The sequence below is a fragment of the Ramlibacter algicola genome (assembly GCF_016641735.1).
Classification (GTDB): domain Bacteria; phylum Pseudomonadota; class Gammaproteobacteria; order Burkholderiales; family Burkholderiaceae_C; genus Ramlibacter; species Ramlibacter algicola.
Map to the genome: position 1 here is coordinate 2,221,249 of NZ_JAEDAO010000001.1, position 18,601 is coordinate 2,239,849.

The 18,601-nt window shown below is 68.1% G+C and carries 18 protein-coding genes and 1 tRNA gene; 15 read left to right on the forward strand and 4 right to left on the reverse strand.

Annotated features, from left to right (window positions below; translation table 11 throughout):
• Window positions 1-23: 23 nt before the first annotated feature.
• Both I8E28_RS10845 and I8E28_RS10850 read left to right on the forward strand, forming a co-directional pair.
• Window positions 24-548 carry a bactofilin family protein gene (locus I8E28_RS10845; RefSeq protein ID WP_200788076.1) on the forward strand — a complete coding sequence of 175 codons (525 nt, stop codon included), beginning with the start codon at window positions 24-26 and terminating at the stop codon, window positions 546-548.
• Between the two features lie 54 nt (window positions 549-602).
• Window positions 603-2,315 (forward strand): thiamine pyrophosphate-binding protein, encoded by a 1,713-nt coding sequence (locus tag I8E28_RS10850; RefSeq protein ID WP_200788079.1) that lies wholly within the window; start codon window positions 603-605, stop codon window positions 2,313-2,315.
• A gap of 68 nt (window positions 2,316-2,383) precedes the next feature.
• Here I8E28_RS10850 and I8E28_RS10855 read toward each other — a convergent pair whose 3' ends face one another.
• Entirely contained in the window at window positions 2,384-2,845 is a 462-nt protein-coding gene (locus tag I8E28_RS10855; RefSeq protein WP_200788080.1) for an SWIB/MDM2 domain-containing protein, read from the reverse strand.
• A gap of 246 nt (window positions 2,846-3,091) precedes the next feature.
• Window positions 3,092-3,940 (reverse strand): DMT family transporter, encoded by an 849-nt coding sequence (locus I8E28_RS10860; protein ID WP_239027218.1) that lies wholly within the window; start codon window positions 3,938-3,940, stop codon window positions 3,092-3,094.
• Window positions 3,941-4,280: 340 nt separating this feature from the next.
• Between I8E28_RS10860 and aceA the strand changes: the two genes are divergently transcribed.
• The 13 genes from aceA (at window position 4,281) to I8E28_RS10925 (ending at window position 16,872) form a co-directional block, all read left to right on the forward strand.
• Complete coding sequence (gene aceA, locus I8E28_RS10865) at window positions 4,281-5,606, forward strand: isocitrate lyase (protein WP_200788082.1); 1,326 nt, start codon at window positions 4,281-4,283, stop codon at window positions 5,604-5,606.
• A gap of 91 nt (window positions 5,607-5,697) precedes the next feature.
• Entirely contained in the window at window positions 5,698-5,892 is a 195-nt protein-coding gene (locus I8E28_RS10870; protein WP_200788083.1) for a hypothetical protein, read from the forward strand.
• Between the two features lie 191 nt (window positions 5,893-6,083).
• Window positions 6,084-7,991 carry a threonine--tRNA ligase gene (gene thrS, locus I8E28_RS10875; RefSeq protein WP_200788084.1) on the forward strand — a complete coding sequence of 636 codons (1,908 nt, stop codon included), beginning with the start codon at window positions 6,084-6,086 and terminating at the stop codon, window positions 7,989-7,991.
• A gap of 87 nt (window positions 7,992-8,078) precedes the next feature.
• Window positions 8,079-8,684, forward strand: coding sequence for a translation initiation factor IF-3 (gene infC / locus I8E28_RS10880; RefSeq protein WP_200790369.1), 606 nt, complete (start codon window positions 8,079-8,081; stop codon window positions 8,682-8,684).
• Between the two features lie 169 nt (window positions 8,685-8,853).
• Window positions 8,854-9,057: a 50S ribosomal protein L35 gene (gene rpmI / locus I8E28_RS10885; RefSeq protein WP_145891430.1), complete on the forward strand. Its 204-nt coding sequence runs from the start codon at window positions 8,854-8,856 to the stop codon at window positions 9,055-9,057.
• Between the two features lie 19 nt (window positions 9,058-9,076).
• On the forward strand, window positions 9,077-9,436 hold the full coding sequence (gene rplT, locus I8E28_RS10890; protein ID WP_200788085.1) for a 50S ribosomal protein L20: 360 nt from the start codon (window positions 9,077-9,079) through the stop codon (window positions 9,434-9,436).
• A 92-nt stretch (window positions 9,437-9,528) separates the two neighbouring features.
• Window positions 9,529-10,590: a phenylalanine--tRNA ligase subunit alpha gene (gene pheS / locus I8E28_RS10895; RefSeq protein WP_200788086.1), complete on the forward strand. Its 1,062-nt coding sequence runs from the start codon at window positions 9,529-9,531 to the stop codon at window positions 10,588-10,590.
• A 22-nt stretch (window positions 10,591-10,612) separates the two neighbouring features.
• Window positions 10,613-13,033, forward strand: coding sequence for a phenylalanine--tRNA ligase subunit beta (pheT, locus tag I8E28_RS10900; protein WP_200788087.1), 2,421 nt, complete (start codon window positions 10,613-10,615; stop codon window positions 13,031-13,033).
• A gap of 51 nt (window positions 13,034-13,084) precedes the next feature.
• Window positions 13,085-13,420 (forward strand): integration host factor subunit alpha, encoded by a 336-nt coding sequence (locus tag I8E28_RS10905; RefSeq protein WP_200790370.1) that lies wholly within the window; start codon window positions 13,085-13,087, stop codon window positions 13,418-13,420.
• Between the two features lie 91 nt (window positions 13,421-13,511).
• Complete coding sequence (locus I8E28_RS10910; RefSeq protein ID WP_200788088.1) at window positions 13,512-13,955, forward strand: MerR family transcriptional regulator; 444 nt, start codon at window positions 13,512-13,514, stop codon at window positions 13,953-13,955.
• 26 nt (window positions 13,956-13,981) lie between these two features.
• Window positions 13,982-14,058: transfer RNA gene (locus I8E28_RS10915), tRNA-Pro, on the forward strand.
• A 77-nt stretch (window positions 14,059-14,135) separates the two neighbouring features.
• A complete protein-coding gene (locus I8E28_RS10920; RefSeq protein ID WP_200788089.1) occupies window positions 14,136-15,026 on the forward strand; it encodes an adenylate/guanylate cyclase domain-containing protein in 891 nt (296 codons plus the stop codon).
• A gap of 16 nt (window positions 15,027-15,042) precedes the next feature.
• Window positions 15,043-16,872: a protein kinase domain-containing protein gene (locus I8E28_RS10925; protein WP_200788090.1), complete on the forward strand. Its 1,830-nt coding sequence runs from the start codon at window positions 15,043-15,045 to the stop codon at window positions 16,870-16,872.
• Between the two features lie 9 nt (window positions 16,873-16,881).
• On the opposite strand, the gene I8E28_RS10930 is transcribed toward I8E28_RS10925, so the two are convergent.
• Window positions 16,882-17,430, reverse strand: a complete 549-nt coding sequence (locus tag I8E28_RS10930) for an NUDIX hydrolase (RefSeq protein ID WP_200788091.1) — start codon at window positions 17,428-17,430, stop codon at window positions 16,882-16,884.
• Between the two features lie 73 nt (window positions 17,431-17,503).
• On the reverse strand, window positions 17,504-18,553 hold the full coding sequence (locus I8E28_RS10935) for a TRAP transporter substrate-binding protein (RefSeq protein ID WP_200788092.1): 1,050 nt from the start codon (window positions 18,551-18,553) through the stop codon (window positions 17,504-17,506).
• Window positions 18,554-18,601 lie beyond the last annotated feature (48 nt).

Sequence of the window (18,601 nt, forward strand, 5' to 3'; positions counted from 1 at the left end):
ACCAACACCGCTGAGGTATCGCGATGGCACTGCAGTCCCCCTTCTTCAACAACACCAAGCGCGACGACGTCCGCCCGAACACCCCCAACGGCGCCGCGCTGGCTGCCGCCGCCACCGCGCCGACCGCGCCCGCCGCCAACAGCCCGACCGCGACGCAGGTTCAGGACGGTGAAGCCAAGCTGACCGTCGGCCCGAACATCAAGCTCAAGGGCGTCGAGATCACCGACTGCGACACGCTGGTGGTCGAAGGCTCGGTGGAAGCCACGATGGACTCGCGCATGATCCAGATCTCCGAGCGCGGCTCGTTCAAGGGCTCGGCCGAGATCGACGTCGCCGAGATCCGCGGCTCGTTCGAGGGCAACCTGACGGTGCGCCAGAAGCTGGTGATCTACGCGACCGGCAAGGTCACGGGCCGCATCCGCTACGGCAAGGTGGTGATCGAGGAGGGCGGCCAGCTGTCCGGCGAGATCGAGTTCGGCGCGACCGCGTCGACCTCGTCGTCCTCGCAAGGCTCGTCGCGTCCCGCGCCGGCCAAGCTCGTCGCCTGAGCGCGCGCTGCGCCCGGTGGGGGCGCAGGGGCGGCGATCCCGTAAAGTCGCCCCATGACCCAAACCACCTCCCCGGATGGCCCGCAACTCGCGGGCCATTTGCTTGTCGAGTGCCTGGTCGCGCAGGGCGTCACGCATGCCTTCGGCGTCCCGGGCGAAAGCTACCTGGCCGTGCTCGACGGCCTGCACAAGTACCGCGACAGCATCCGCTTCATCGTCAATCGCCAGGAGGGCGGCGCCGCGTTCATGGCCGAGGCCGCCGGCAAGCTCACCGGGCGCCCGGGCGTGTGCTTCGTCACGCGCGGCCCCGGTGCCACCAACGCGTCGATCGGCGTGCACACCGCCTTCCAGGACTCCACGCCGATGGTGCTCTTGGTAGGCGACGTGGCGTCGGACCAGCGCGACCGCGAGGCCTTCCAGGAGGTCGACTACGGCAGCTTCTTCGGCCCGAGCACCAAGGGCATGGCCAAGCGCGTCGAGCGCATCGACGACCCGGACCGCATCCCCGAGTACGTGGCCCGCGCCTTCGCCACCGCGATGAACGGCCGGCCGGGGCCGGTGGTGCTGGTGCTGCCGGAGGACATGCTGGTGAAGACCACGGCGGCGCGCCCACTGCCGCGGGTGGAAGCGATCGAGGCGTGGAGCGATCCCGGATCGCTGCGCACTCTGCGCGAGATGCTGCTGGCCGCCAGGAAGCCGATCGTGATCGCGGGCGGCGGTGGCTGGACGCCCGAAGCGGCGCAGGCGCTGCAGCGCTTCGCGGAGCAGTGGAAGCTGCCGGTGGGCAACGCCTTCCGTTTCCAGGACACCTTCGACAACCACCACCCGCTGTACGCCGGTGACGTCGGCATCGGCATCAACCCGAAGCTGGCGGCCCGCATCCGCGAGTCGGACCTGATCCTTGCGCTGGGCCCGCGGCTGGGCGAGATGACGACCAGTGGTTACACCTTGCCCAAGCCGCCCAAGGCGCAGCAGAAGCTGGTGCACGTGCATGCCGACGCCGGCGAATTGAACCGCGTGTACCAGGCGGACCTGGCCATCTGCGCGACGATGAACGCTGCCGCGCGTTCGCTGGAGACCCTTGCGGCGCCGGCCGGCGTGCCGTGGCAGGCATGGGCGGAGGCGGTGCATGCGGACTACGAGGCCAACCTGGAGCCGCAGAAGTTGCCGGGCGACATCGACATGCCGGCGATCGTCGCCGTGCTGCAGAAGCGGCTGCCCAAGGATGCGGTGCTCACCAACGGCGCCGGCAACTTCGCCAGCTGGGTGCACCGGTTCTTCCGCCACCACGGGCTCGCCAAGGGCCACAAGACGCAGCTCGCGCCCACCAACGGCGCGATGGGCTACGGCGTGCCGGCGGGCATCGCGGCGAACCTGGTGAGCGGGCGCACGGCGTTCACCATCGCCGGCGACGGTGACTTCCTCATGACGGGGCAGGAGCTCGCGACCGCGGCGCAGTTCGGCGGCAAGAGCATCGTCGTCGTGCTGAACAACGGCATGTACGGGACCATCCGCATGCACCAGGAGCGCGACTATCCCGAGCACGTGCACGGCACGCAGCTGGCGAACCCCGACTTCGTCGGCCTCGCCAAGGCCTATGGCTACGCCGGCGTGCGCATCACGCGCACGGAGCAGTTCGAGGGCGAGTTCGTCGCCGCGCTGGAGCGGCGCCAGGGCACGCTGATCGAGGTGATGCTGGACCCGGAGGTGATCACCACCCGTGGGACGCTGACGGCGATCCGGGAGAACGCGCTGAAGGCGCGCTGAGGGGCGCGCGAAGCGCCAATGAAAAAAGGGCCGCGTCAGCGGCCCTTTTGCATTGCGCGAAGCGCGTCTTACTTGACGTGCTTGCCGATCAGGCCGGCCATCTCGAACATCGAGACTTGCGCCTTGCCGAAGATGTCCTTCAGCTTGGCGTCGGCGTTGACCATGCGCTTGTTGACGTTGTCCTGCAGCTTGTTCTTCTTGATGTAGGCCCACAGCTTGCTGACCACTTCGGTGCGGGGCAGCGGCTTGTCGCCCACCACGGCCGCCAGTTGCGGGCTGGGGGTCAGCGCCTTCATGAACGCCGCGTTCGGGGTGCGCTTCTTCGCCGGGGCCTTGGCCTTCTTCGCCGGGGCGGCCTTCTTCGCAGCGGCCTTCTTCGCCGGAGCGGCCTTCTTCGCAACAGCCTTCTTCGCCGGAGCGGCCTTCTTCGCAGGAGCCTTCTTCGCTGCCGCCTTCTTGGCCGGAGCCTTCTTCGCCGGAGCCTTCTTGGCAGCCGTTTTCTTCGCTGCCGCTTTTTTCGCAGTTGCCATGACTTGATTTCCTTCTAGAAGTTGAGCGATCACCAATGGAGAACTGCGCCACTGGCACCGCGGATGCTAAGGGAGAAAAACCGCGCTTCCAAGGGGAAATCGGGTTTTTTCACTGGGGCGTGTTGCTTTTTTTCAAGGCGTTCCCAGAGGGAAAACGCCTGTTCGCTCGCCTGGGGTGACCCTTCGCGCTGCCCTCGATCCCCGGGGAGCGGCTCGTCGCGGCGGCGCCGAGCGCTCCGCTGGCGCTCAGGGAGAGCGTCTCGACGGCAGCGTCGCCAGCAGGACGCCCGCCAGCGCAAGGGCGAAAGCGGCCGCTTGCGCAGGCCCGAACGGCTCGCCCAGCACCAGCACGCCGACGGCGGTCGCCGCCACCGGCAGCATCGCCGTGAAGACGCCTCCGAGAGCGGCGGGAACGTGGCGCAACCCCGTCATCCACAGCCACACGGTCCAGACGCTGGCAGCCAGCCCGTAGAACAGCAGCAGCAGCCAGGTCGGGCCGGGCACGGCGGCGAAGTCGAAGCCCCAGGCCTGCCACAGGCCCAGGGGCGTCATCAGCGCGAGTCCCCACAGGTTGACCAAGGCGGTGATGCGACGCGCACCGAGTGCGCCGGTGAGCTTCTTGCCGATGACGGCATACGCCGCTTCGCACAGCACCGCGCCGAACACGAGCAGGTTGCCCAGCAGGGCCTGGCGTGCCGGCATGTCGCCCGGGCGCGTGGCGGCGAGCAGCGCCATGCCGGCGGCAGCGCACGCGACGGCGACCCAGACCCGCGGTGCGATGCGCTCGCGCAGGAATGCCCAGCTGAGCACGGCGACCACCGCGGGGATCGAAGCCATGATCACGCCCGCCGAGACGGCGCTGGTCATGCTGACGCCGAACAGCATGCAGATCGAGAACAGGAAGTTGCCCAGGAGCGACTCGAGGAACAGCAACCGGCGGGTCGACGCGGACAACGGTGCCTCGCCTGGCGGGGGCCGCAGCCAATGCAGCGTCGCGACGCCGCCGATGCCGAAGCGCAGCCACGCCAGCAGGAACACGGGCAGCACCGCCACCAGCGGCTTGGACAGCGCGACGTAGGTGCCCACGAGCGACATGCTCAGGGCGAGGCTGCAGCAGGCGAGGAAGCGGGGATTCAAACCACGGGCGGGATCGGCGGGCGCATCTTGCCCCAGCAAGCGTCCGCCTTCCACGTTCGTGCATCGGCGTTTCGCGATCCGAAATGGGGCGATGGTGCATTGCCGCAAATTTTCTCGATATGAGAAATTGTTTCCTGCATCGTGGAATCTGGCGCGCAAGTCTTTGTCCTGCCCAAGAAATATTTATATCTTCTATAAGACACAAGAGCCTCCGCAGGTCTTCTAGAAGACTTAGAGTTGATGCCAACAGGGAGCCACGGCCCCCGGCCACTTTCGACATCGACCAAGGAGCTTGCACATGAACGACTGGACGAACCTCAGCCGCGACGAGCAGATCGCGCAACTGGAGAAGGACTGGGCGGAGAACCCACGCTGGAAGGGCATCAAGCGCGGCTACAGCGCCGCCGACGTGGTGAAGCTGCGCGGCTCGCTGCACATCGAGCACACGCTGGCGCGCCGCGGCGCCGAGAAGCTCTGGCGCCTGCTCAACACCGAGCCGTTCGTGAACACGCTCGGCGCGCTCACCGGCAACCAGGCCATGCAGCAGGTCAAGGCCGGCCTGAAAGGCATCTACCTCTCCGGCTGGCAGGTGGCGGGCGACGCCAACAGCAACGGCGAGATGTACCCGGACCAGTCGCTGTATTCGGTCGACTCGGTGCCGAAGGTCGTCAAGAAGATCAACAGCACCTTCCAGCGCGCCGACCAGATCCAGTGGAGCGAGGGCAAGAAGCAGGGCGACGACGGCTGGGTGGACTACTTCGCGCCCATCGTCGCGGACGCCGAAGCCGGCTTCGGCGGCGTGCTGAACGCCTTCGAGCTGATGAAGGCCATGATCGAGGCGGGCGCCGCCGGCGTGCACTTCGAGGACCAGTTGGCGTCGGTGAAGAAGTGCGGCCACATGGGCGGCAAGGTGCTCGTGCCGACGCGCGAAGCCGTCGCGAAGCTGGTGGCGGCGCGGCTCGCCGCGGACGTGATGGGCGTGCCGACGATCCTGCTGGCGCGTACCGACGCCGAAGCGGCCGACCTGGTCACCAGCGACGTCGACCCGATCGACCAGGAGTTCTGCACCGGCGAGCGCACGGTCGAGGGCTTCTACCGCACCCGCAAGGGCTTCGACCAGGCGGTCAGCCGCGGCCTGGCTTATGCGGAGTACGCGGACCTGATCTGGTGCGAGACCGGAACGCCCGACCTGAAGTTCGCGAAGGACTTCGCGGACGCGATCCACGCCAGGTTCCCCGGCAAGCTGCTGGCGTACAACTGCTCCCCGTCGTTCAACTGGAAGAAGAACCTCGACGACGCGACCATCGCCAAGTTCCAGAAGGAGCTCGGCGCCATGGGCTACAAGTTCCAGTTCATCACGCTGGCCGGTTTCCACAGCCTGAACTACTCGATGTTCGAGCTGGCCCACGGCTACGCGCGCAACAACATGAGCGCGTTCGTCGAGCTGCAGCAGAAGGAGTTCGCCGCCGCCGAGAAGGGCTTCACCGCCGTGAAGCACCAGCGCGAGGTGGGCACCGGCTACTTCGACGCCGTGACCACGACGATCGAGAAGGAAGCGTCCACCGCCGCCCTGAAGGGGTCGACCGAAGACGAGCAGTTCTTCGACGAGCGCAAGGCCGCCTGACGCCTCGTGCCACTCGCAACGCCCGGCGCCGCCGGGCGTTGTCGTTTGCGGGGTGCGCGGCTAGAGTGGCGCCACCATCCAGGAGGGCACCATGGCCGTGGACCACGACAAGACCGGCAAGTTCGACGTCAACCAGCTCAGGCAGGCCCGGTGCCCCGATTGCAGCGGCAGCGGGGAGCTGCGCATCGAGAGCGAGAACATCACCGAGGACTTCGAGGTCGAGAAGCAGCTGGTGATCACGCCCTGCACGCGCTGCGGCGGGTCCGGCTACGTGGCCGCGGGGTAGAATTGGGGCTCGATTCGATCCACAAGGGCGAGAAAGGCAGCTTCGGTTATGACACCGCGAACTACCCCGGAAGGAACCACGGCCCGCTAACGGCCGGGTAGTCGCGCGCACCCACCGGAGATCCAGTTGGAGCAAAGAGCGCGGCTACGGGCCGCGCTTTTCGTTTGTCCTGCTCGCTGGAGCTTTCCCGAATGATCCAAGTCACGCTTCCCGACGGTTCCCGTCGCGAATTCCCCGGCCCCGTGAAGGTGGCCGACATCGCCGCCTCGATCGGCGCCGGCCTGGCCAAGGTCGCCCTCGCGGGCAAGGTCGATGGCAAGGTGGTCGACCTCGCCTACACGGTCGACCGCGACGCCCCCGTGTCGATCATCACGCCCAAGGATCCCGAGGGGCTGGACGTGATCCGCCACTCGACGGCCCACCTGCTCGCGTACGCCGTGAAGGAGCTGTTCCCCGAGGCGCAGGTGACGATCGGGCCGGTGATCGAGAACGGCTTCTACTACGACTTCTCGTACAAGCGGCCCTTCACGCCCGAGGACCTGCAGGCGATCGAGAAGCGCATGGCCGAACTCGCCGCGAAGGACGAGCCGGTGACGCGCCGCGTGCTGCCGCGCGATGCCGCCGTGGAGCACTTCAAGTCGATCGGCGAGAACTACAAGGCCGAGATCATCGCCAGCATCCCGCAGGGCGAAGACGTGTCGCTGTACCGCGAAGGCGGCTTCGAGGACCTGTGCCGCGGCCCGCACGTGCCCAGCACGGGCAAGCTCAAGCACTTCAAGCTGATGAAGGTGGCCGGCGCCTACTGGCGCGGCGACCACCGCAACGAGATGCTCCAGCGCGTCTACGGCACGGCCTGGGCGAGCAAGGACGAGCTGCAGCAGTACCTGCACATGCTGGAGGAGGCCGAGAAGCGCGACCACCGCAAGCTGGGCCGCGAGCTGGACCTGTTCCACATCGACGACGTCGCGCCGGGCGTGGTGTTCTGGCACCCCAAGGGCTGGGCCGTCTGGCAGGTGGTCGAGCAGTACATGCGCCAGGTCTACAAGGACACGGGCTACCAGGAGGTCAAGGGGCCGCAGATCCTGGACCGCAGCCTGTGGGAGAAGACCGGCCACTGGCAGAACTACCGCGAGAACATGTTCACGACGGAGAGCGAGAAGCGGGACTACGCGCTCAAGCCGATGAACTGCCCGGGGCACGTGCTGATTTTCAAGTCGCAGCTGCGCAGCTATCGCGACCTGCCCCTGCGCTACGGCGAGTTCGGCCAGTGCCACCGCAACGAACCTTCGGGCGCGCTGCACGGGATCATGCGGGTGCGCGGCTTCACGCAGGACGACGGCCACGCCTTCGTCACGGAAGACCAGATCCTGCAGGAGTGCGTCGACTACACGGCCAAGCTGCAGCAGGTCTACCAGGACTTCGGCTTCACGGACATCCTCTACAAGGTCGCGACGCGCCCGGAGAACCGGGTCGGCTCGGACGAGCTGTGGGACAAGGCCGAGCACGCCTGCATGGAAGCGCTGCGCCGCTCCGGCGTCGATTTCGTCGTGTCACCCGGCGACGGCGCCTTCTACGGCCCGAAGATCGAGTACACGCTCAAGGACGCGCTGGGCCGCCACTGGCAGTGCGGCACGATGCAGATCGACTTCAACACGGCCGAGCGCCTGGGCGCGGATTACGTCACGGAAACCAGCGGCCGCGCGCACCCGGTCATGCTGCACCGGGCCATCGTCGGCAGCCTCGAGCGCTTCATCGGCATGCTGGTGGAACACCACGCCGGCGCGCTGCCCGCCTGGCTGGCGCCGGTGCAGGTCGCCGTGCTGACGATCACCGACGGACAGGCCAGTTACGCCCGGGAAGTTGCCAAAACTCTGCAAAATCAAGGGGTTAGGGTCGAGCTGGATCTGCGCAACGAGAAAATCACGTATAAAATACGCGAGCATTCGATGCAGAAGCTGCCCTACATCCTCGTCGTGGGTGACAAGGAGAAGGCAGCAGGTGCCGTCGCAGTGCGCGCCCGGGGCAACCAGGACCTCGGCGCGATGTCCCTGGAGGCGTTCGCCGCGAGGCTCGCCGACGACATCGCCGGCAAGCGCTGATCTCCCTCCCGAGGAAGTTCGCCCTTGCCGCGTGCGCCTTGCAGCGGCGTGTGGGTGGCCCGCAAGGGCCGCCGTGATTGATGAAGGATTTGGACCATCGCTACTGAATTTCGCGACCGCCGCCACCGCGAGGAACGCAAGCACCGCCTGAACCGGGAAATCATGGCCCCGGAAGTCCGGCTCTCCGGACCGAACAACGAGCCGATCGGCATCGTGAGCCTGCAGGAAGCCCTGCGCATGGCGGGCGAGCTGGACGTGGACCTGGTCGAAATTGCCGCCACTGCGGTCCCGCCGGTGTGCCGGCTGATGGACTACGGCAAGTTCAAGTACCAGGAACAGAAGAAGGCCGCGGAAGCGAAAGCGAAGCAGACGGTCATCGAGATCAAGGAAGTCAAGTTCCGCCCCGGCACCGACGACGGTGACTACAACATCAAGATGCGCAACATCCGGCGCTTCCTGGCCGAGGGCGACAAGTGCAAGATCACGCTCCGCTTCCGCGGGCGCGAGATCACGCACCAGGAGATCGGGATGGCGCTGCTGCAGCGCATCCGCGACGAGCTCGGCGACACCATCCTGGTGGAGCAGTTCCCGAAGCTCGAAGGCCGGCAGATGATCATGATGATCGCGCCGAGCCGCAAGAAGGTCGCGACTGCCGCGCCGGCCAAGGCCGAAGCGGGCACCACGGCCGCGTAAGAGGGGTTCACGGATCGCATCGGTTGTCGCCGGCGCGATCCGGTGACGGGAAGCCTTTGGCTTCCCGAAAAAGTGGCGAGTTTTCCGACTCGCCACACAAGTGGCTCGGGGCCATCAAGACGCGAAGGATTCGCGGCGCCTCACGAGCACAAGGAAAGAAGGAGCAGCAATGCCCAAGATGAAGACCAAGAGCGGGGCCAAGAAGCGCTTCCGCGTCCGTCCCGGCGGCACCGTCAAGCGTGGCCAGGCTTTCAAGCGCCACATCCTGACGAAGAAGTCGACCAAGAACAAGCGCCACCTGCGCGGCCCGGTGTCGGTCCACGAGACCAACATGGGCCACATGGCGCAGATGCTGCCGTTCGCCGGCCTGTAAACGGACAAGGAGAACACACATGCCTCGCGTCAAACGTGGTGTAACGGCTCGCGCCCGCCACAAGAAGGTCCTCGCCCTCGCCAAGGGCTTCCGCGGCCGCCGCGGCAACGTCTTCCGCATCGCCAAGGAAGCGGTGATGAAGGCGGGCCAGTACGCCTACCGCGACCGCCGCGCCAAGAAGCGCGTCTTCCGCCAGCTGTGGATCGCCCGTATCAATGCGGCGGCCCGCGAGTGCGGCCTGACGTACAGCCAGTTCGCCAACGGCATCCGCAAGGCCGGCATCGACATCGACCGCAAGGTCCTTGCCGACATCGCCGTGCACGACAAGGCCGCCTTTGCGGGCATCGTGGAGCAAGTCAAGGCCAAGCTGGCTGCTTGAAGTTCACGGTGGGCGCGCCATGCGCGCCCGGTAGGCTGAAACCTCAAGGACAGGGGCTAGGGCGCTTGCACTAGCCCCTGTTTGTCTTTCCGATGACCGACAACGACCTCGCATCCCTCGTCGACGCCGCGCGCGCCGCCTTCGCCTCCGCGGGCACCCCCGCGGACCTGGAGAACGCCAAGGCGCAATTCACCGGCAAGTCCGGCCGCATCACCGACCTCATGAAGGGGCTGGCGGCGCTGCCGGTCGAGGAGAAGAAGACCCGCGGCGCGGCGATCAACACGGCCAAGCAGGCGATCGAGGCTGCGCTGACCGCGCGGCGCCGTGAACTGGCGGACGCCGAACTCGCGCTGCAGTTGCAGGCCGAGTCGCTGGACGTTTCGCTCCCGGGCCGCGTGCGCGAGCAGGGCGGCTTGCACCCGGTGATGCTGGCGATGGAACGCATCGAGCAGATCTTCGCCAGCATGGGCTTCGACGTCGCCGACGGCCCGGAGATCGAATCGGACTGGCACAGCTTCACGTCGCTGAACAACCCGCCCAACCACCCGGCGCGGTCGATGCAGGACACGTTCTACGTCGACATCCAGGGCGACGACGGCATCCCCTACAACCTGCGCCCGCACACCAGCCCGATGCAGGTGCGGTACGCGCACCAGCACGTCAAGCGCTTCGCCGACCGCGTGAAGGCCGGCGAGCCGATGCCCGAGATCCGCGTCATCGCGCCGGGCCGCACCTACCGCGTCGACAGCGACGCGACGCATTCGCCGATGTTCCACCAGGTCGAAGGCCTGTGGCTGGGCGAGAGCATCAGCTTCAAGGACCTGAAGGTCGTCTTCACCGACTTCTGCCGCACGTTCTTCGAGAGCGACGACCTGAAGCTGCGCTTCCGCCCCAGCTTCTTCCCGTTCACCGAGCCCAGCGCCGAGATCGACATCCAGTTCCAGTCCGGCCCGCTGTCCGGACGCTGGCTGGAAGTGGCCGGCTCCGGCCAGGTGCATCCGAACGTCGTGCGCAACATGGGCCTGGACCCGGAGCAGGTGACCGGCTTCGCCTTCGGCACCGGCGCCGATCGCCTGGCGATGCTGCGCTACGGCGTCAACGACCTGCGCCAGTTCTTCGAAGGCGACATCCGCTTCCTGCGCCAGTTCCGCTGACCCGCCCACGCCCGAGCACGACATGCAATTCCCCGAGTCCTGGCTGCGCGAGTTCTGCAACCCGCCGCTGTCCACCCGCGAGATCGCCGACATCCTCACGATGGGCGGCCTCGAGGTCGAAGACCTCCATCCCGTCGCGCCGCCGTTCACGAAAGTGGTCGTCGGCGAGATCAGGGAAGCCGTCCAGCATCCCAATGCCGACCGCCTGCGCGTGTGCCAGGTGGACGTGGGGCAGGGCGCGCTGCTGAACATCGTCTGCGGCGCGCCCAACGCGCGCGTGGGCATCCGCGTGCCGACGGCGCTGGTCGGCGCCGAGCTGCCGCCCGGCGAGGACGGCAAGCCGTTCCAGATCAAGCTGGGCAAGCTGCGCGGCGTCGAGAGCCAGGGCATGCTGTGCTCGGCGCGCGAACTGCAGCTGTCCGAAGACCACGGCGGGTTGCTGGAACTGGCGGCCGATGCGCCGGTGGGCGGCGACGTGCGCGAGGTGCTGCAGCTGGACGACCATGTCTTCACGCTCAAGCTCACGCCGAACCTGGCGCACGCGCTGAGCGTCTACGGCGTCGCGCGCGAACTGTCGGCACTGACCGGTGCGCCGCTGAAGGCGCCGAAGTTCCACCCCGTCGAGCCGCGGCATGACGCCAGGCTGCCGGTGAAGGTCAGCGCGCCCGACCTGTGCGGCCGCTTCTCGGGCCGCATCGTGCGCAACGTCGACACGACGGCGAAGACGCCGCAGTGGATGGTGGACCGGCTCGCGCGCTGCGGGCAGCGCAGCGTCACGGCGCTGGTGGACATCTCGAACTACGTGATGTTCGAGTACGGCCGGCCGTCGCACATCTTCGACCTGGACAAGATCCACGGCGCGCTCGATGTGCGCTGGGGCAAGCCGGGCGAGCAGCTGAAGCTGCTCAATGGCAGCACGATCACCGTCGACGAGAAGGTCGGCGTCATCGCGGATGACCGCGAGGTCGAGTCGCTGGCCGGCATCATGGGCGGCGACGCCACCGCGGTATCCGATGCGACGCGCAACGTCTACGTCGAAGCCGCGTTCTGGTGGCCCGAGGCCATCCAGGGCCGCTCGCGCCGCTTCAACTTCTCCACCGATGCCGGCCACCGTTTCGAGCGGGGCGTCGACCCGGCGCTGACGGTGGAGCACATCGAGCACATCACGCGCCTGATCGTCGACATCTGCGGCGGGGAAGCCGGTCCGATGGACGACCACGTCGTGCGCCTGCCCGAGCAGCGCACGGTGTCGCTGCGCGTTGCGCGCGCCTCGAAAGTGATCGGCATGCCGGTGACCCCCGCGCAATGCCTCGACGCGTTCACGCGACTGGGCCTGCCCGCGCGCGAGCAGTCGCCCGGCACCATTGCCGTGCAGCCGCCGCCGTACCGTTTCGACATCTCGCTCGAGGAAGACCTGGTCGAGGAAGTCGCGCGCGTCATCGGCTACGAGCGCCTGCCGACCACGCCGCCGCTGGCGCCGATCGCCGCCCGCACGGGGTCCGAGTCGCGGCGCTCGCGGTTCGCGCTGCGCCGCCAGCTGGCCGCGCTGGGCTACCAGGAGACGATCAACTTCAGCTTTGTCGAGGAACGCTGGGAGAAGGAGCTCGCGGGCAACGACGACCCGATCCGGCTGCTGAACCCGATCGCCAGCCAGATGGGCGTGATGCGTTCGTCGCTCGTGGGCTCGCTCCTGCAGGTGCTGCGCTTCAACCTCGATCGCAAGGCGGAACGCGTGCGAGTGTTCGAAGTGGGTCGCGTGTTCCTGCGGGACGCCGCCATCCAGACCACCGACACCAGCGTGCGTGGCGTGCGGCAACCGATGCGCGTGGCCGCGCTGGCCTATGGCAGCGTCGACGGCCTGCAATGGGGCCGTCCTGCGGCGCCGGCAGACTTCTTCGACGCCAAGGGTGACCTCGAGGCGCTGCTGCTGCCGCGCCGTGCGGTGTTCGAGCCCGCGCAGCATCCCGCTCTGCATCCCGGCCGGTGCGCGCGCATCGTCCTCGACGGCACGCCGATCGGCCACGTGGGTGAACTGCACCCGCGCTGGCGCCAGGCCTGGGACCTGCCGCTGGCGCCGGTGCTGTTCGAACTCGATCTCGAGCCGGTGCTCGCGCACCCGCTGCCGGCCGCGCAAGCGGTGCCGCGCCACCAACCTGTCGAACGCGACATCGCCGTCATCGTGGGCGACGCCGTCACGCACGACGCGCTGCTCGGGGCCATTCGCACCGCGGATACCGGCGGCCTTCTGCGCGACGCGTCGCTGTTCGACGTCTACCGGCCCAAGCAACCCCTGACCGGCATTGCGGCGGGGGAGAAGAGCATGGCGGTTCGCTTGACGCTCGGCGACCCGGACGCGACACTGACCGAAGCCCAGATCGATGCCGCCGTGGCCGCCGTGGTGGCGCGATTGCAGTCCGCGCTCGGTGCACGGCTGCGTGGCTGACGAACGAGCGACCGGTCGATGCTGACAACAACAACGAAGGACGAGGGCGCGATGGAGTTCACCGTGGAAAGCCTGGAGACGCCGGCGCTGACGAAGGCGCAGCTGGCGGAACTCCTGTTCGAGCAGATCGGGCTGAACAAGCGCGAGTCCAAGGACATGATCGACGCCTTCTTCGACCTGATCGCCACCAGCCTGGTGGACGGGCAGGACGTGAAGATCTCCGGCTTCGGCAACTTCCAGATCCGCACCAAGGCGCCGCGCCCTGGCCGCAACCCGCGCACCGGCGAGGCCATTCCCATCGATGCACGCCGCGTCGTCACGTTCCACGCCAGCCACAAGCTGAAGGAACAGATCCAGGGCAATGGCGCCGGCGCGGACGACAGCTGACGTTTTCGCGCACCCCGGGTGCAGGCGCGGCTTGGCGCGCCCACTCTCTTAGAGTAACCTTCGAGCTTTCTCTCCTAGCGCATTGATTTCAGTGGAGAAAGCGCTCCCTTCCATTCCGGCCAAACGCTACTTCACCATCGGTGAGGTCAGCGACCTGTGCGGCGTCAAGCCGCACGTGCTGCGCTATTGGGAGCAGGAATTCACGCAGCTGCGCCCCATGAAGCGGCGCGGCAACCGCCGCTACTACCAGCACCACGAGGTGCTGATGATCCGCCGCATCCGGGACCTGCTGTACGACCAGGGCTTCACCATCAGCGGCGCGCGCAACAAGCTGCAGGAGCTGGTGCAGGTGGAGCGGGACAAACGCCGCTCCGGCGAGGTGATGCTCGAGGGCGTCGAGGTGATCGAGGTCGAGGATTCCGTGCTCGAGGATTTCGAGGACAGCACGCCCCCCGAGCCCGCGATCTCCGACAAGCTGCTGTTCGTGCGGCGCGAACTCTCCGAAATCCGCGACCTGCTGTCGTCGAACCACTGACCGCGCCGGTGTAGAATCGCGGGCTTCGGCGTGTAGCGCAGCCTGGTAGCGCACTTGCATGGGGTGCAAGGGGTCGCGAGTTCGAATCCCGCCACGCCGACCACCAACACGGGCCGGCGCTTTCGCAAGGAAGCGCCGGCTTCTTTGTGCCCGCTGAGCTGGGGCATACAATCCCGCCGCATGGCCACTGTCGTCTTCGCAGACCTCGTCGGGAGCACGGGCATCTTCGAGCGCCTCGGCGATGAAACCGCCGGCCGTTTCGTGACCCAGCTCACGACCGCCCTGTCCCGCAGCTTCGAGCAGCACAACGGCCGCGTCGTCAAGCTGCTGGGGGACGGCCTCTTCGTCACGTTCCCGCAGGAGGGCGACGCCATCGACGCCTGTGTCGCCATCCAGAAGCGCCTGAAGGACACCCCGGTCTATCCCGGGGGCACCGGCAAGCCCGTGCAGATGCAGATGGGCGTCGAATCCGGCGAAGTGGTCGAGATCGAAGGCGACTGCTACGGCGATGCCGTCAACAGCGCGGCACGCCTGGCCGACCTGGCCGGCGCCGACCAGATCCTCACGACGTCGCGCGTGCGCGACGCCCTCGGCCCGCAGCAGCGCGGCCCGCTGCGCAGCATCGGTCCCATGTACCTGCGCGGCAAGTCCGAGGCCACCGAGGTGTTCCGCGTCCAGTGGCAGCCCGAACGCGATGTCGACGCCACGATGATGGGCGCGTCCATGTTCAAGCCGGTGGCCGAAGCGCACCTGGACCTGTCCGCCAATGGCCAGACGCTGCGCCTGGACCCGCACGGCCAGCCGCTCTCGCTGGGCCGGGCCGCCACCGCGTCGCTGTCGGTCAACGATTCGCGCGTGTCGCGGGTGCATGCCACCGTCGAATGGCGCGGCGGCCACTTCATCCTGAACGACCAGTCCAGCTTCGGCACCTGGGTGTACGTGGGCGGGCAGGCCGCGCCCATCGTCCTGCGGCGCACCGAGTGCTACCTGGTGGGCAGCGGCGTGATCACCCTCGGCTGCGACCGCGAGGCCGAAGCTGCCCCGCGCGTCGAATACAGCGTCACCGGCTGAGGCCGCGGACAACCACGTGCACCAACGCAAGCTGGGCCGCTACGAGCTGGTGCGGGTCCTCGGCAAGGGCGCCATGGGCGTCGTCTACGAGGGCCTCGATCCCAACCTGGACCGGCGGGTCGCCATCAAGACCATCATGGTCGACGACCTGTCCAGGGACGCGGCCGCCGAGTACGAGGCCCGCTTCCGCGTCGAGGCACGCTCGGCGGCGCGGCTGCAGCACCCGAACATCGTCACCGTCTACGACTCCGACCGCGATGGCGACACCGCCTTCCTGGTGATGGAGTTCATCGAGGGCGACGACCTCAAGCAGCACCTGGACCGCGGCGTCAGCTACGACACGGCGGGCGCGCTGCGTCTCATCGTCGACCTGCTCGCCGCGCTGGACTTCGCGCACCGCCAGGGCGTGGTGCACCGCGACGTGAAGCCGGCCAACCTGCTGATCGAAACCGGCGGCCGCCTCAAGCTCACCGATTTCGGCGTCGCGCGCATCGCCGGCGAGGCCACGCGCACGCAGGGCAGCATGATCGGGACGCTGAAGTACATGGCGCCCGAGCAGGTGCAGGGCCAGAAGACCGACGGCCGCGCGGACCTCTATTCGGCGGCCGTCGTCGCGTACCACCTGCTGACGGGCGTGCGGCCCTTCGACGGCGACAACGACTTCACGATCATCCACCAGATCATCGGCCACACGCCGGCCGCACCCAGCAGCATCAAGCCGGACCTGCCCGCGGCGGTCGACGCGGTGTTCGAGCGTGCGCTCGCCAAGAGCCGCGACGACCGCTTCCAGACCGGCGCCGACTTCTCGATGGCCTTGCGCCGCGCGCTGCACGACGTGGTTCAGGAAGGCCCCGACGCGCCCACCGTGCCGGGCACGGTGCCCGGCATCGCGCGGCGCAGCGACACCTTGCCCGGCGCACCGGCGGACCACCAGCTCGAACTCGAATACTGGCGCGCCATCCGCGATAGCGTCGACGCGGGCGACATGGAAGGCTTCCTGGCGCGCTTTCCGCAGGGCATCTATGCCGACCTGGCCCGGCGCCGGCTCGAGCGGCTCACGGGCAGCGGCGACCCCGAGCGCACCGTGCTGCAAGGCATGACCAAGCCGCCGGGCACGGCGGCGCCGGTGGAATCGACGTCCACCATGCCATTCGAGCGTTCAGTGCCGGCTGGCGGTGCGACGGCGACCGAGCCGGTCGTGATCCAGTTCGCGCAGCAGCCTGCGGCGGCACCCGCACCGCCATCGGCGGGCGCGACCTCTGCCAAGCGGTCCGCGTCCTCGGAGGACACCACGACGACCGTCATTCCGCTGGCGGTCGCGGCAAGTGCCAAGCCGCCGTTCCTCTGGATCGGTGGCGCGGCTGTCGCAGTGTTCGCGGCCATAGCACTCTGGCTGGGCCCGGGCCGCGCGCCGGCGCCTGCGCCCACCACGGTGGACGCTCCGGCCGGGGCGCCCGCGCCGGTCGTCGCGCAGCCTGCGTCGGCTCCGGCCATCGCTGCGACGCCGGCGGCTGCTGCTGCGTCCGCGTCACTGGCCGCCGCGGCACCCGCCGCCAGCGCACCTGGGAAGCCGGTCGCGAAAGCCCACACGCCGGCGCCCCAAGGCACCGCCACCGCGAAGCGCCAGGAAGGCGCCCGCGCCGCGCGTCGCGACGTCGCGGAGACGTCGTCACGCAGCAGTGGTGAACGGCCGGTGTCGCCCGACGTCACCTGCCGCGACAAGGTGTTCATCTCCCGGCAGATCTGCGTCTACAACGAATGCCAGAAGCCGGGCTACGGCCACTTCCAGGCGTGCGTGCAACTGCGCGAGGACGCCAAGCTGCGCGAAGGCAAGCCCGGGATCTGAGCGCCGCGCTCAGCTGACGTGCAGCGTGTGCACGCCGAACGTGCCGCGCTTGCGGTCGGCGAAGAATGCCAGCAGCGTCTCGCGCACCGTCTTGAACGCGATCTCCTCCCAGGGGATCTCGTCCTCGCCGAACAGCCGCGCCTCGATCGTCTCGTGGCCGGGCTCGAAGCGGTCGCTGAGCAGCCGCGCGACGTAGAACAGGTGCACCTGGCCGACGCGCGGCACGCTGATCACGCTGATCAGGCCTTCGAGCGCCACCTGCGCGCCGGCTTCCTCGTCGGTCTCGCGCGCCGCGCCTTCCTCGGCGGTCTCGCCGAGTTCCATGAATCCCGCCGGCAGGGTCCACTTGCCCCAGCGCGGCTCGATGTTGCGCTTGCACAGGAGCACGCGGTCGCCCCAGTAGGGCACGGTGCCGACGACGTTCAGCGGGTTCTCGTAGTGGATCGTGCCGCACTGCGGGCACACGGCACGCTCGCGCGTGTCGCCGTCGTCCGGCACGCGGTACACGACGGCATGGCCGCACTCGCGGCAATGCTTGATCGGCGTGCGGAAGGGCATCGGCCGAGTGTAGCCAAGGCCGTCCATGCAAAAGGGCTCCCCGCGGGGAGCCCTTCGCGTGGAGCCGGGCCGCTCAGGACTTGGTCGACTTCGTGTGCTTGTCGATCAGGCTGCGGGCCGTGTCGAGCAGCTTGCGGCCGTCGAAGCCGCGCTTGTTCATGTCCTCGACCCACTCGACCTCGATCTGGCGCGAGCGGCGGCGGAATTCCTGCGCTTCCGAGGCACTGACCGTGAAGATGGTGTTGCCGCGGTCGACCGCCGCCCTGCGGCCTGCGACGTCCCCGCCTTGCTGCACCTTGCCCAGCCAGCCCGAGGTCTGCATCCCGGAGTTGGCGTCGATGACCTTCTTCAGGTCCGGCGGCAGCGAGTTGTACTTGGCCTTGTTCATCGCCATCACGAACGTCGTCGTGTAGAGCGAGCCGCCCGCCGGGTCGAACTCGGCGTGGTACTTGGTGAGCTCGTGCACCTTCACGGACGGCACGACTTCCCAGGGGATCACGCAGCCCTGGATGGTGCCCTTGGACAGCGCGTCGGGGATCTGCGGCAGCGGCATGCCCACCGGCGTGGCGCCGAGCGCGCCCATCAGCTTGGTGATCTGCCGGGTCGGCGCGCGCATCTTCAGGCCGCGCATGTCGCCGACCGTCTTCACCGCCTTCTCCGCCGTGTGGATCACGCCGGGGCCGTGCACCTGCAGCGCGATGACCTGCGTGTCCTTGAACTCGTCGGGCGCCATGGTCTGCACGTACTCCCAGTACGCCTTGGACGTGGCTTCCGCGTTGGTCATGATGAACGGCAGCTCGAACACCTCGATGCGCGGGAAGCGTCCCGCCGTGTTGCCCGGCAGCGTCCAGATGACGTCGACGACGCCGTCGCGCGCCTGGTCGTACAACTGCACCGGCGTGCCGCCCAGCTGCATCGCGGGGTAGGCCTCGAACTTGATGCGGCCGTTGGAGTCCTTCTCCACCTTGTCCATCCACGCCTTGTGCATGTTGAGCCAGACGTTGGACGTCGGCGCCATGAAGGTGTGGAACTTGAGGGTGACCGACTGCTGGGCGAAGCCCGCGAGCGAGGAGCCGCCGAGGGCGGCCGCGGCGGTGGTCTTCAGGAGGGTGCGACGCTGCATGGATGTTCTCCGCGGTGGGACGCGGGGACCATACCGCAGGGCCTGCGT